Annotated in this window: 12 protein-coding genes and 1 rRNA gene; all 13 read left to right on the top strand. The window is 55.3% G+C overall.

Annotated elements, in window-relative coordinates; all coding sequences use genetic code 11:
- The first annotated feature begins 109 nt into the window (after positions 1–109).
- The 13 genes from rrf (at position 110) to ACUXHH_RS05935 (ending at position 14255) form a co-directional block, all read left to right on the top strand.
- A 5S ribosomal RNA gene (gene rrf / locus ACUXHH_RS05995) occupies positions 110–226 on the top strand.
- A gap of 257 nt (positions 227–483) precedes the next feature.
- Positions 484–1584: a hypothetical protein gene (locus ACUXHH_RS05990; protein WP_458391024.1), complete on the top strand. Its 1101-nt coding sequence runs from the start codon at positions 484–486 to the stop codon at positions 1582–1584.
- 188 nt (positions 1585–1772) lie between these two features.
- Positions 1773–2810 (top strand): HAD-IIA family hydrolase, encoded by a 1038-nt coding sequence (locus ACUXHH_RS05985; RefSeq protein ID WP_458391023.1) that lies wholly within the window; start codon positions 1773–1775, stop codon positions 2808–2810.
- Positions 2803–2970 (top strand): GTPase, encoded by a 168-nt coding sequence (locus ACUXHH_RS05980; protein WP_458391022.1) that lies wholly within the window; start codon positions 2803–2805, stop codon positions 2968–2970. The genes ACUXHH_RS05985 and ACUXHH_RS05980 overlap by 8 nt, the downstream gene beginning before the upstream one ends.
- 90 nt (positions 2971–3060) lie before the next feature.
- Positions 3061–3789: a TlyA family RNA methyltransferase gene (locus ACUXHH_RS05975; RefSeq protein ID WP_279740376.1), complete on the top strand. Its 729-nt coding sequence runs from the start codon at positions 3061–3063 to the stop codon at positions 3787–3789.
- A 217-nt stretch (positions 3790–4006) separates the two neighbouring features.
- Complete coding sequence (gene merR / locus ACUXHH_RS05970; RefSeq protein WP_458391021.1) at positions 4007–4330, top strand: Hg(II)-responsive transcriptional regulator; 324 nt, start codon at positions 4007–4009, stop codon at positions 4328–4330.
- A 32-nt stretch (positions 4331–4362) separates the two neighbouring features.
- Positions 4363–6003: a mercury(II) reductase gene (merA, locus tag ACUXHH_RS05965; protein ID WP_371569242.1), complete on the top strand. Its 1641-nt coding sequence runs from the start codon at positions 4363–4365 to the stop codon at positions 6001–6003.
- A 298-nt stretch (positions 6004–6301) separates the two neighbouring features.
- Complete coding sequence (locus tag ACUXHH_RS05960) at positions 6302–7324, top strand: NAD kinase (protein ID WP_279740379.1); 1023 nt, start codon at positions 6302–6304, stop codon at positions 7322–7324.
- A gap of 19 nt (positions 7325–7343) precedes the next feature.
- Positions 7344–9053: a DNA repair protein RecN gene (gene recN / locus ACUXHH_RS05955; RefSeq protein ID WP_279740380.1), complete on the top strand. Its 1710-nt coding sequence runs from the start codon at positions 7344–7346 to the stop codon at positions 9051–9053.
- Positions 9054–9404: 351 nt separating this feature from the next.
- On the top strand, positions 9405–11099 hold the full coding sequence (locus tag ACUXHH_RS05950; protein WP_279740381.1) for a CTP synthase: 1695 nt from the start codon (positions 9405–9407) through the stop codon (positions 11097–11099).
- Positions 11100–11244: 145 nt separating this feature from the next.
- Complete coding sequence (locus ACUXHH_RS05945) at positions 11245–11919, top strand: NUDIX hydrolase (protein ID WP_314078653.1); 675 nt, start codon at positions 11245–11247, stop codon at positions 11917–11919.
- 76 nt (positions 11920–11995) lie between these two features.
- Positions 11996–13300, top strand: coding sequence for a tyrosine recombinase (locus tag ACUXHH_RS05940; protein WP_458391020.1), 1305 nt, complete (start codon positions 11996–11998; stop codon positions 13298–13300).
- Between the two features lie 94 nt (positions 13301–13394).
- Positions 13395–14255, top strand: coding sequence for a ParA family protein (locus ACUXHH_RS05935; protein WP_279740386.1), 861 nt, complete (start codon positions 13395–13397; stop codon positions 14253–14255).
- Positions 14256–14291 lie beyond the last annotated feature (36 nt).

Below are 14291 nucleotides of genomic sequence, written 5' to 3'. Positions count from 1 at the left end.
TGAAGACTCGTGGAGTTGACTGGTACTAATAGGCTGAAGGCTTACTTTTCAGGAAGTTGTTTGTTGTTTGCGTTCACTGTATGGTTTTTGGATAATAATCCCGTAGGTTTGCGGTGATTATAGCGAGAGGGAAACGCCTGGTTCCATTCCGAACCCAGAAGCTAAGGCTCTTTGCGCCGATGGTACTGCACTTTCGAGGGTGTGGGAGAGTAGGTTATTGCCGCTTTATTGTTCAATAGCCCCGGCTTTGCCGGGGCTATTTTCGTTTGGGGAGGTCTAACGGCCTCCCCATTTGTCTTTAACATCCTATCGGTACGGGTGCACGGAAGGTGCTCTCTATACTAGAATGGTATGGCTTATGTTTAGGCATTAGCGGGTGTATCTAAAGCACCCCTCATAGAGTTGATGCCTCAGGCAGCGGTTCGCCCGAACCGACTGCATACCCTACCCGCCGACACTGGCGGATACCTCCCAAGGAGATTCATGTCTGATACCCCCCGTCACGAGTTTAACGGCTCCGGCCCCCGCCATCACCGCAAGAACAGCGGAGGAAAGGACATCCGCTCCAAGAAGGGCGGCAAGAACTTTGGCGGTAAGGGCGGTTTCAAGCGTAATGACCGCGGAGGCAAAAAGTTTGACGGTCGTCGCTCCGATTCCCGATCCAAGGCACCTCGCTCCAACGCTCCCGAGGCTGAAGCACCTCGCGAAGAAGTACGCAGCATTGGTGGCCGTGCAGGCTACCGCCCCGCAAAGCCCAAGGCACCGGAAATTGACGATGACATCACCGGTCGCGAGCTGGACGGCGCAACCTTCCGTCAGCTGCGCGCCCTTGAGCCGCGCAACGCAGAAACCGTTGCAAAGCACCTCGCCATGGCAGGTCGCTACCTCGACATCGACCCCGAATTCGCACTAGAACACGCCGTTGCCGCATCCCGTAGCGCAGGCCGTATTGCCGCAGTACGCGAAGCTGTTGGTGTTGCCGCATACGTAGCAGAAGACTTCGAACTGGCACTGCGCGAACTGCGCACCCACCGCCGTATTAGCGGCTCCGTAGACCACCTGGCACTGCTGGCGGACTGCGAACGTGCGCTCGGCCGCTTACCCAAGGCAATGGAAATGATTGCAGAATTCAAGAAGGAAGAACTGCCCGCCAACGTGCGCGTAGAGCTCGCCATCGTTGAATCCGGCATCCTCAGCGATCAGGGCAAGAAGTCTGAAGCTGTCGTAGCACTGCAGATTCCTCAGCTGAATCCTAAGCGTGCCTTCGAATACAGCCCCCGCCTGTTCAGCGCATACTCCGACGCGCTGGCTAACGCAGACCGTAACCAGGAAGCAGAACACTGGGCACGCCTCTCATTCATGGCAGAAGCAGCGCTGGGGCAGGGCAACTTCGCAGAACCCGAAATCTTCGACATGTTCGGTGAAGCAGGCCTCTTCGAACAGGAAGAGAAGTCCGTAGAACTCACTGAAACCGCAGAAGACGCTGAAGAGACCGCGGATGCTTCCGCAGAAGAGGAAGTAGCTGAGGACGAGAAGACCGAAGCTCCCAAGACTGAAGAAGCAGAAGAAACCTCCGCAGAATAAGACTGCGGAGAATCTAAGAATTCTAAATACGCGACCTAAGTGTCAGCGTGAAACCGTTGGACGCCACACCCAAGCAGGGAAGAGCGTCCAGCGGTTTTCTATATAATCGCTCGAAGGTGCCAACGCTAGAGTGTCTAACAGGTACGATTAATAGCGACAACCGCCAGAGACCCCGAGAGGAATATTATATGACCAAGAACGCACTCCTATCCCGCTACGATGCCCTCCTCTCCGATCTGGACGGTGTAGTCTACGCGGGCCCCTTCGCCATCGAAGGCGCACCCGAAGCGCTCAACCGCGCCGAAGAAGAACTCAACGTACCGGTCATTTTTGTCACCAACAACGCATCGCGCTCCGTAGAATCCGTAGCAGAGCACCTGCGAGAACTGGGCCTGCACACCCGAGCAGAACGAGTTGTCAGCTCCGCACAGGCAGGCGCCGCGCTGCTCGCACAGCACGTACCCGCAGGCTCCAAAGTACTCATCACCGGCACCGAAGCACTTGCCGACTGCGTTCGTGCGGTAGGCCTCGAAACCGTACGTAAGGAAGAAGAAGGCCCCGTAGCCGTCATCCAGGGTTTCGACCCCAAGATCGGCTGGGAAGACCTTGCGGAAGCCGCCTACACCCTCGCAAACCCCGACATCCTCTGGATTGCCACCAACACCGACCAGAGCATCCCCAAGGAACGAGGCCAGGCACCCGGTAACGGCACTCTCGTTGCTGCCGTAGCAACCGCCTCACGCCGCACCCCGCTCGTCGCGGGCAAGCCCGAAGCGCCCATCTTCCACACCGCAGCGCAAGCTGTGAACTCCAGCCGCCCCGTCATTGTGGGCGACCGCCTGGACACCGACATTCTCGGTGCCAACAACGCAAAGATGGACGGCGCCCTCGTCCTCACCGGCGTACAGACCTACCAGGACGTCATCGAGGCCGTGCCGAACCAGCGTCCGACCTATATTCTGCGCACCCTCGAGGACTTCTTCGCACCCTACCCCGAAATTGAGGTGCTCTACGAAGGCTACGAAGTCACCGCAACCGGCCCCACCTGGCAGGCACGAGTCCGCGGTGAAAACATGAGCCTGACCGGCCCCGAGGCTGAAGACGCCGAAGCATTCGCGGGTAGCGAGAGTGAAGCCGAAGCATGGCGCGTAGCCTGCGCGGCATGGTGGGCGGCAAACCCCGAACAGGGCGCACGCCCCAATATCCAGGGGATCCCCGGTGCCTAAAGAACCGGAGACTAACAGCACGACAGAGGAAACCGCTGAGCTTGACGCCGAATTTGAGCGCCAACTCGCGGCGACCCTCGCCATGGACCCCGTAGAACGCGTCAAGCGCCTCGAAACGATGAGCGAGCAACTGGAGAAGGACCTCGAAAACCTCTCCTAGTTCGCGGCGGTGAACCCTCAGAACAGCAATGCTCTGAGGAGCACTAGATAGCCCGTCACCAGACGACGACAGAAAGAAGACAGAGACACCGTGCGCCTCGATAAATACCTGGTCGAAGCCGGATTCGTGAGCTCACGAACCCTCGCCGCAAAACTCATCGCGGCAGGAGACGTACAAGTCAACGGCAAGGTTGCACGCAAAGCGTCCATGCTCGTGGGCCCGGAGGATACCCTCTACGTGCGCCAGAGCGAACTGACCGAATACGTCAGTCGCGCAGGCCACAAGCTCGCCGGTGCCCTCGACGCATTCCCCGATATTGAGGTGGAAGGTAAGCGCTGCCTGGACGCGGGAGCCTCCACCGGAGGCTTTACCGACGTGCTACTTCGTCGAGGAGCTGCCCACGTAGCCGCCGTTGATGTAGGACACGGGCAGCTTGTGGAAACACTACGCAAAGAACCGCGAGTTGGCGTGTACGAAGGACTCAATGTTCGTTACATGAAGCCCGAAGATATTGGCGGGCAGGTTGAGCTGACGGTTTCTGACCTCTCGTTCATCTCGCTGACCCTGGTCATGGAGTCGCTAGCGAACGCCACCGAAACCGGTGGCGACCTGGTGCTCATGGTCAAGCCGCAGTTCGAGGTTGGCAAACACCGCATCGGACGCGGGGGAGTGGTGCACGAAGAATCCGCCCGCCGTGAAGCAGTGGAAAAAGTCCAGGCATCTGCGGTAAGCCACGGATTGCGCGTGATGGGTATGGAACCCAGCCCGCTCCCCGGACAGGACGGCAACGTAGAGTACTTCCTATGGTGCAAAAAATAAAGGGTCTTCGGAATATATAGTGGAATTACTTTCTTAATAGTTTAAAAACAACTGGTGTTTAAATCGGATTTTCTGGTGGGATGTTAGGATAATCAATAGTATTATATAAAAGTATCAATCACATACGAGTGATACTTTGGGAAAAAAATAAAATAGTCCAATTTACTTGACCGTGTACTATGGTACATGGTTTATAATATTCAGGGGGTGAAATAAGATGATTTATCGCATTAGTGAGTTTGCAGATAAATGTGGAGTTAATAAAGAAGCGATCAGATATTACGAGCGAAAAAATTTATTACAAGAACCTCACCGAACGGAAGCTGGTTATCGGATATATTCATATGATGACGTTAAGCGTGTTGGGTTTATTAAACGAATACAGGAACTTGGTTTCTCTTTAAGTGAGATTTATAAATTACTTGGTGTTGTAGATAAAGATGAAGTTCGTTGTCAAGATATGTTCGAATTTGTTTCTAAAAAACAAAAGGAAGTGCAAAAACAAATAGAGGATTTAAAACGAATTGAAACTATGTTATAATAGAAAAATTAACAAACGAAAGGAGCTTTTTTATGAATAAATTTAAGGTAAACATTTCAGGAATGACTTGTACGGGTTGTGAAAAACACGTAGAATCAGCACTTGAAAAGATAGGTGCTAAAAATATTGAGTCTAGTTATCGTCGTGGTGAAGCAGTATTTGAACTGCCCGATGATATTGAGGTTGAAAGTGCAATAAAGGCGATTGATGAAGCAAATTACCAAGCCGGAGAAATTGAAGAAGTATCATCACTAGAAAACGTGGCGTTAATTAATGAAGACAATTATGACCTTCTTATTATTGGTTCTGGTGCTGCTGCCTTTTCTTCGGCAATTAAAGCTATAGAATACGGTGCAAAAGTTGGAATGATTGAGCGTGGAACGGTTGGGGGAACCTGTGTGAATATTGGCTGTGTTCCGTCAAAAACTCTTCTTAGGGCAGGGGAAATCAATCATTTATCAAAAGACAATCCGTTTATAGGTTTACAAACATCCGCTGGAGAAGTGGATTTAGCTAGTTTAATCACGCAAAAGGATAAATTGGTGAGCGAACTTCGGAATCAAAAATATATGGATTTAATTGATGAATATAATTTTGATTTAATTAAAGGTGAAGCAAAATTCGTTGATGCTAGTACGGTTGAGGTCAATGGGACAAAGTTATCTGCAAAACGCTTTTTAATTGCAACAGGTGCATCGCCTTCGTTGCCCCAAATTTCAGGACTTGAAAAAATGGACTATTTAACTAGTACAACACTTCTTGAGTTAAAGAAAATACCAAAACGATTAACTGTAATTGGTTCAGGATACATTGGAATGGAGCTTGGACAACTATTTCATCATTTAGGTTCAGAAATAACGCTTATGCAAAGAAGTGAGCGACTTTTAAAGGAGTATGATTCTGAGATTTCAGAGTCAGTTGAAAAAGCGTTAATTGAACAGGGTATAAACCTTGTCAAAGGGGCAACTTTTGAGCGTGTTGAACAAAGTGGAGAGATAAAAAGGGTTTACGTAACAGTAAATGGCAGTAGAGAAGTCATTGAATCAGATCAGTTACTTGTTGCCACTGGAAGAAAACCAAATACGGATTCTTTAAATTTAAGTGCAGCAGGTGTTGAAACTGGAAAAAATAATGAAATCCTGATCAATGATTTTGGCCAAACAAGTAATGAAAAGATTTATGCAGCAGGAGATGTGACTTTAGGACCACAATTTGTATATGTAGCAGCCTATGAAGGTGGAATTATTACTGATAATGCTATTGGCGGATTAAACAAAAAAATAGATTTATCGGTAGTTCCTGCTGTTACGTTTACGAATCCGACGGTTGCAACGGTTGGTTTAACAGAAGAACAAGCAAAAGAGAAAGGGTATGATGTGAAGACATCTGTATTACCTTTAGATGCTGTTCCAAGAGCAATTGTAAACCGTGAAACAACCGGTGTATTTAAACTAGTAGCAGATGCAGAAACACTAAAAGTATTAGGGGTTCATATTGTATCTGAAAATGCAGGAGATGTCATCTATGCAGCATCATTAGCTGTTAAATTTGGCTTAACGATAGAAGATTTAACAGAAACCCTAGCACCATATTTAACAATGGCTGAAGGGCTAAAATTAGTTGCACTTACGTTCGATAAAGATATTTCGAAATTATCTTGTTGTGCAGGCTAAGGGAACTTTTTTACAACTCCCTATTCAACGGTGTCGAAAGTAAATTATAGTGCCAAAAATAAATAGTGCTAAGGCAGTCTGAGAAAACCGCTCGATAACGCAGGACGCGTTGAGGGCGGAGCTTTCTCAGGCTGCCGCGCTATTCGCAGGTATTTTTACAGGTATTTTAGAGATACCCCAGTTGTACGCTATTCGAAATAATTTTCTAAAAATATGGTATTTTAGAAAATCTTCGAGAACATATTCGGTATGATAGGTGTAGATACACCATCTCAACACCCAATGGGAGAGAATCCTTATGGCAGAACACGAAAGCCACGCCCCGCAGGAAGCAACCGCACAGGTGGCTGCTGTAGATGCGCGCGATGGTTCCGAACGTCGTGGTTCCGAAGACTCGGTGGAACAACGTCACCGTAAGATTCTCGTCTTCGCCCACGTGGGGCGCAAAGAAGCACGAGATGCCGCCCGACAGGCGTGCACTCAGCTCTACGAAGCGGGACTTGCACCCGTCATGACTCGCTCCGATCTGGAGACCCTGAGTGAAAACTGGGACGAGCCCATCCCCGTGCAGGTCGTCCACGAATCCGTGGCGCTCATTGATATTGAACTCGGCGTGGTGCTCGGCGGTGACGGCTCGATTCTTCGCGCCGCCGAAATGGTGCGCCGAACTAGCGTTCCGCTCATTGGCGTGAACCTGGGACACGTTGGCTTCCTTGCTGAATCCGAAGAGAGTGACCTGACTGAAACCGTTCGCTGCATCGTCAACAACGAATACACCGTTGAAGAACGCATGGCAATCGACGTGGAAGTCTGGAACGACGGCAAGCGAGTGCATAGCGATTGGGCACTGAATGAAGCTAGTGTCGAAAAGGGCAACCGCGAAAAAATGATTGAAGTTATTATCGAGGTGGATTGCCGCCCGCTCAGTAGCTTTGGCTGCGACGGCGTGGTCATGGGAACCCCCACCGGCTCGACTGCCTACGCTTTCTCCGGTGGCGGTCCGGTCGTCTGGCCCGAAGTTGAAGCAATTCTCATGGTGCCACTCTCGGCTCATGCGCTCTTTGCGCGCCCGCTGGTAGCAGCGCCGACCTCCACCTTGGCGGTAGAAATGATGCCAGGAAACGGTGCCTCCGGCGTGCTCTGGTGTGATGGCCGCCGAACCGTAGAGTTGGACCCCGGATCCCGTATTGAGGTGCGACGCTCCGAAAAATCGGTGCTGCTTGCCCGTATCCACCCGGCTCCCTTCTCGGAACGACTGGTGCGTAAATTTGAGCTTCCGATTCGTGGTTGGCGAGGTCCACAGGACGGCGAGAAGCGCTAAAGAAAAGGAATGAACGTTCGTGATTGAGGAAATCCATATTCGAGACCTCGGCATTATTACCGATGCAAGGCTCCCCCTCGAACCCGGATTCTCGGTGCTGACTGGCGAAACCGGCGCAGGTAAAACCATGGTCGTCACCGCCCTCGGCATGCTCCTGGGTGCCCGATCCGACGCATCCAGCGTGCGTAACGGTGCCAAGAGCGCCCTCGCCGAAGCAGTGATTCGCCTGCCCCGCGGACACCGTGCCCTTGAGCTTGCCGAAGAAGCCGGCGGCACTGCTGAAGACATCGACGAACAGACCTCCGAACTGCTTCTGGCACGCACCGTCAACGCTTCGGGGCGCTCCCGCGCCCACGTCGGCGGTTGTTCCGCACCCATCGGAACTCTGTCTCAGATTGGTCAGACTCTTGTTGCAGTCCACGGCCAGTCCGATCAGTTGCGCCTCAAATCAGCTGCAGAGCAGCGCCACTCCCTCGACCTGTACGCCGGTGAAGGGCTCGCCAACTTGCTTGAGAAGTACCGCGAAAACTACGAGCGTTACCGTGCCGCCGCCGCAGAGCTCAAGGAGGTACGCGAAAACTCTCGCGCACGCGCCCTCGAAGCGCAGACCCTGCAGGGCGCCCTCGAAGAAATTAGCACGGTCAACCCGCAGGGTGGGGAAGAAGAAGAGCTCAAAGCCGAAATGGTGAAGCTCATGAACGTTGAAGCGCTACGCATTGCCTCGGCAACCGCCTCCACAGCGCTCAGTGGTAGTGAATACTCTACCGGCGATGAGCAGAGCGTCATGAGCCTGCTCGATGCAAGCCGCTCCGCGCTACAGTCGCAGGCGGACGCTGATGAAGAGCTTGCCTCCCTCGCGGCGCGCGTCAACGAACTGCTGATTCTTGCCACCGATATTTCCTCGGATCTGTCCTCCTACATGGCCTCCCTGGACGTTGAAGGTCCCGAACGTCTGGCACAGGTACAGACTCGCCGCGCCCAACTGGCAACCCTCACCCGCAAGTACGGCGCCGATATTGCCGAGGTGCTCGAATGGGCCGAAGAATCCCGTGCACGCCTTGAGACCCTGGTGGACGACCCCCAGCGACAGGAAACCCTGGAAACCGAACTGGTACAGCTACGCAAGGTGCTCGGTGCCCAGGCAGAAGAGCTAACTGCCCTGCGCCGTGCTGCCGCACAGAAACTGGCGGATGCCGTCAGCGAGGAGCTCACTGCTCTTGCCATGCCGAACGCATCCCTGGTCGTGGAGGTTGCCGAAGCTGAAAAGTTTTCTGTGCACGGTCGAGACACCGTCACCTTCATGTTGGCCCCGCACCGAACCGCCGTGCCGCGCCCGCTCGGTAAGGGTGCCTCCGGTGGTGAGCTCTCCCGCGTGATGCTCGCCTTGGAGGTGGTGCTTGCCGAGGTGGACCCCGTGCCCACCTTCATCTTCGATGAGGTGGACTCCGGCGTGGGTGGTAAGGCAGCTATCGAAATCGGTCGCCGCCTTGCCATGCTCGCCCGACACGTGCAGGTTCTGGTGGTTACCCACCTGCCGCAGGTTGCCGCCTTTGCGGACCAGCACATTCTCGTGCTGAAAAATGATGACGCGTCCCTCTCGAAGGTCAAGGTACTTTCCGAAGAGGAACGCGTGGTGGAACTGGCGCGAATGCTCTCCGGACACGATCAATCAGAATCGGCACGAGAGCACGCCCGCGAGCTGCTGGCAGCCGGTCGAGACGTGCCGTAGGGACGCTGAAAGTAACATGCAAACCTACCGGGAAAAGGATTGGAAAGGTGCTGGTAAAAGCGCCGAAAGATGCCACCTTTCGGCGCTAAAGACCATCAAAGGGACTGAAGAGCGCGAGCATGCTTCGGAAAGTTGTCAGTACAGTCCAAGCCGGTGACCAACAGCGGTGCATGGAGCTCAGAGGATGTGAGATACTCTGTGAATGCTCCTACACCTGCTTCTACACGGCGCGGCGGGGATAATAAATCCCCGGCTCCGTTTACAGTGGTGATAAGGACAAATAGGGGAGGGAAAACCACCTGAGAGAATCCTCTTGTGGCAAAACCCTCTGCTTGGATAGCAGACAAGAAAATGGTAGGCTTAAATTCCGTGGTGAATGAAAAAAATAACGCTCTGAATGCGTCCTCTAACGACAAGGTAACCCGCCAGATTTTCGTGACCGGCGGCGTTGCATCTTCTCTCGGTAAGGGCCTTTCGGCCTCTTCCCTCGGTCAGCTTCTTCGCGCACGTGGCCTCTCTGTGACCATGCAGAAGTTCGACCCTTACCTGAACGTCGACCCCGGTACGATGAACCCCTTCCAGCACGGTGAAGTCTTTGTCACCGACGACGGTGCTGAAACTGACCTCGACATCGGACACTACGAGCGCTTCCTGGACGAAAACCTCGACCAGTCCGCTAACGTGACCACCGGCCAGGTCTACTCCTCCGTCATCGCGAAGGAGCGCCGCGGTGAATACCTTGGTGACACCGTCCAGGTCATCCCTCACATTACCGACGAAATCAAGGCCCGCATGCGTCACGCAGCGGAAATTGACGACGCGCCCGACATTATTATCACCGAAATCGGTGGTACCGTCGGCGATATCGAGTCCCTGCCCTTTATGGAAGCAGCACGCCAGGTACGCCGCGATGTTGGCCGCAAGAACGTCTTCTTCCTGCACGTCTCCCTGGTGCCGTTCATCGGCCCCTCTGGCGAGCTCAAGACCAAGCCGACCCAGCACTCCGTCGCAGCACTGCGCGGCCTGGGCATTCAGCCTGACGGTCTGATCCTGCGCTGTGAGCGTGAGGTTCCCGTATCGCACCGTACCAAGATTGGTAACGCATGCGACGTAGACAGCGACGCAGTTATCTCCTGCGCCGACGCACCCAGCATCTACGACATCCCCAAGACCCTGCACAGCCAGAAGCTCGACGACTACATCCTCGACTACTTCGGCATTGAGGCTTCCGCACCGGACTTCACCCAGTGGAACCGCCTGCTCGACGCAGTGCACCGCCCCGCGGCAGAGGTTAACGTTGGCCTGGTCGGTAAGTACATCGATCTGCCCGACGCATACCTGTCCGTCTCTGAGGCTCTGCGCGCCGGCGGCTTCGCAAACAACGTTAAGGTCAACATCAAGTGGGTTGCAGCCGACCTGTGCGCAACCGATGAAGATGCAGACCACCAGCTGCGCGACATGGACGCAATCCTCGTGCCCGGTGGCTTCGGCATCCGCGGCCTAGACGGCAAGATTGGTGCACTCAAGTACGCACGCGAGCACAAGATCCCGACCCTGGGTATCTGCCTCGGTCTGCAGTCCATGGTCATTGAGTACGCACGCAACGTACTGGGCCTGCGCGAAGCATCATCCACCGAATTCGAGCCCGAAACCTCCGTACCGGTCATCGCAACTATCGAAGAGCAGAAGCAGTTCGTCGAAGGTGCAGGCGACCTGGGCGGCACCATGCGCCTGGGCCTGTACAAGGCAAACCTCGTTCCCGGCTCTCAGGTTGCTAAGGCATACGGTGCAACCGAGGTTGCAGAGCGTCACCGCCACCGTTACGAGGTGAACAACGAGTACCGCGAGCAGCTTGAAGAAGCAGGTCTGCACATCTCCGGTACCTCCCCGGACTCCTCGCTGGTCGAGTATGTGGAACTGCCCGCAGAGACACACCCCTACTACGTGGCAACTCAGGCACACCCCGAGTATCGCTCGCGTCCGACCCGCCCGCACCCGCTCTTCGCCGGCCTGATTAAGGCTGCTCTGGAGCGCCGCGGCGCCTAATATCTAGGCATAAACGTTCAGCATCCCGCTCACCCCGCGCAGGGGAGAGCGGGATGCTCTTGTGTAAACCTGAACGTGCTTTAAACCGTGGCCGTACCTGACGCGCCAAATGTAGCGGGGCTAAGAAGCCGCCTACAATGAAAGAATGAGCAACAACCAGCAGATTATTGATGCACCCTCCGAACGTACCATCCGCACCCGCACCGTGAAGTACAGCGGCTACGTCATCGAAACGACCGTCGAAGAGTACGAACTCAATGAAAACACTGCGCTGACCCGCGATGTCGTGGAAATGCCCGGCGCCGTCGCCGTGGCGGTTCTCAACGACAACAACGAACTGCTGATGCTCAACCAATACCGCCATCCGGTGCGTATGAACCTCTGGGAAGTGCCCGCCGGACTGCTCGACATCGACGGTGAAGATCCCCTGGGCGCCGCGCAGCGCGAACTTGCCGAAGAGGCAGACCTGAAAGCATCCACCTGGAACGCTCTGACCGACTACTTCAGCAGCCCCGGCGCAACTAGCGAAGCAGGCCGCGTCTACCTGGCGCGCAACCTCTCGGAACTGCCCGCCGAAGAACGTAGCGAACGCACCGATGAAGAATCCGAAATGACCTATCGCTGGGTACCCCTCGCCGACGCGGTGCAGCTGGTATTAGGCGGAAAGATTCACAACGCGCTCGCTATCCAAGCGGTACTCGCCACCTATGCGGCGGCGCAGAACAATTTTGAAGGCCTGCGCCCTGCCGAGGGTGGCTGGGAGTTCCACCCCTATATGGGGCAGCGCCGCGAAAAGCCGGAGAACTTCCGCAACCACTAAGAACGGAGCATTGGGCGGGGGAGTAGCTCCGCCTACGGCAAACCCACATATCAAGAGAACCGATAGAGGAGATAGCGTGAAGCAGGCAAAAAGTACGGCGAGCAAGACATTCTGCGGCGCGAGTCTGCTCGGCGTGTCCTCTTTTGCCGGTTCCTCCGTGCTGGGTTCTTCTACCTTGGGTTCTTCCCATCAGGAGGGGCAGACCCCGCTACAGAAAGCCATTGACCAGTACCTCATCCACCTGCGCGTGGAGAGAGGAAGCAGCGAACACACCATCGCCTCCTACGGGCGTGACCTGCGACGATACAGCGCCTACATGGCGACCCTCGGAGTCATCGACCCCGAACGCATCACCACCGCGCAGGTGCGTTCCTTCATGCGGGAACTCGCCGCCCCCACCGTGCCTCTTGCCGGATTCGAGGTGGGGGAGAAGAACACCCAAAACGCGCAGGAATCTCAGGAAGCACAGGAAGAAGCCGCAGAATCGCTGGCGCTGATGATTGCCTCCGAATCGGGGCGAGGTACAGGAAACGGGGGCGCTGGAAACGCACGTTCCGGGCAGCCGGAGAAAGCTGGGGCCCCTGAAAAAGAAATGCCAACCGCTGAAGGGGTGCCGAGCCTGCCCCTGCCGCTGGGACCGAACTCCATCGCCCGCACCATGGCGGCAGTCCGCGGAGTACATGCCTTCTGGGTCTCCGCGCTCATCGTGCCCAGCGATCCGGCGGCACCGGTCACTCCGCCCAAGAACGTTAAGCGCCTACCCAAAGCAGTCAGTGTAGAAGACATTCAGCGGCTACTCGCCGTACCCGACCGCGAAACCGCCACCGGGCTACGCAACCGAGCCATACTCGAATTCCTCTACGCCACCGGCGCACGCGTGAGCGAAATGCTCAACGCCGATATTGACGACGTACACTTCGAGGGAACCCTCACAGACGAAGACAGCAACCAGATTATCCTGCCCGGCTATGTTCGACTCTTCGGCAAAGGAAACAAAGAACGGCTCGTACCTATCGGAAGTTATGCCCAAAAAGCAATCCAAGACTACCTGGTGCGTGCCCGCCCCACCTTCGTAGCGCACGGTAAAGGCACCGCCGCGCTCTTTGTCAATGGACGAGGCGGCAGACTCGGACGCCAAGGCGCTTGGCTCATCCTCAAAGAAGCCGCCGAAGCTGCCGGGCTCAGCTCAGACTTCTCACCGCACTCCATGCGCCATAGCTTCGCAACGCACCTACTGCAGGGTGGCGCCGATATTCGCGTGGTGCAAGAACTACTCGGGCACGCCTCCATCGCCACCACACAGGTGTACACCAAGGTCACACCTGAGGGGCTCATGGAGGTGTACCGCATGGCGCATCCGCGTGCCCACGAACGGGGATAAAACCCCGTCAAACCGCGGAACAGCCGCTCTTGAGGTAACCTTATAGACAACGCTTAAACTTTAAAACTTCGAATTCATTGATGAAGGTGAACCATTGACTGAAGCTCAGGCTCAAGAACTCGGCCCCACCGGTCGACCCCTGCGCGTATACCCCGACCCGGCTCCGCTGAGCAGCCACGGTCCCGCCCGAATTATCTCTATGGTGAATCAGAAGGGCGGCGTGGGTAAGACCACCTCCACCATTAACCTGGGCGCGGCACTGGCAGAATGCGGCCGTAAGGTGCTCCTGGTCGACTTCGACCCGCAGGGAGCACTTTCCGCCGGTTTCGGCGCGAACCCGCACGAACTGGACCTGACCGTCTACAACGTCATGATGGACCGTAAGGTCGACATCAGGGATGTCATCCTGCCCACCGGCGTGGAGAACATCGACTTGCTGCCCGCCAACATTGACCTCTCCGCAGCTGAAGTTCAGCTGGTCAACGAAGTGGCTCGCGAGCAGGTTCTCGCCTCGGCATTGCGCAAGGTCCGCGACGAATACGACGTCATCCTCATCGACTGCCAACCATCCCTGGGCCTGCTGACCGTCAACGCACTGACCGCCTCCGAAGGCGTCATCATTCCGCTAATTTGTGAGTTCTTCGCACTGCGAGCCGTTGCACTGCTGGTCGACTCCATCGAGAAGGTTCAGGACCGTCTGAACCCCGACCTCGAAATCTCCGGTGTACTTGCCACTATGTTCGATGCCCGCACTATCCACTCTAAGGAAGTTCTGGCGCGCATCGTGGACGCATTTGGCGACAAGGTCTTCGACACCGTCATCAAGCGCACCGTGAAGTTCCCGGACGCATCGGTGTCCGCTGAGCCGATTCTCAGCTACGCCTCCAGCCACCCCGGTGCGGAAGCATACCGCCAGGTGGCACGCGAACTGATCTATAAGGGCGGCGCACGCTAAAGCCCTCTGCGCACCTATACGCCCTCCGCTGAGGTG

It is taken from the genome of Rothia sp. 110740021-2 (assembly GCF_054263775.1).
Note: the sequence above shows the minus strand (reverse complement) of the source record. Positions and strands in the feature narration are given on the sequence as shown.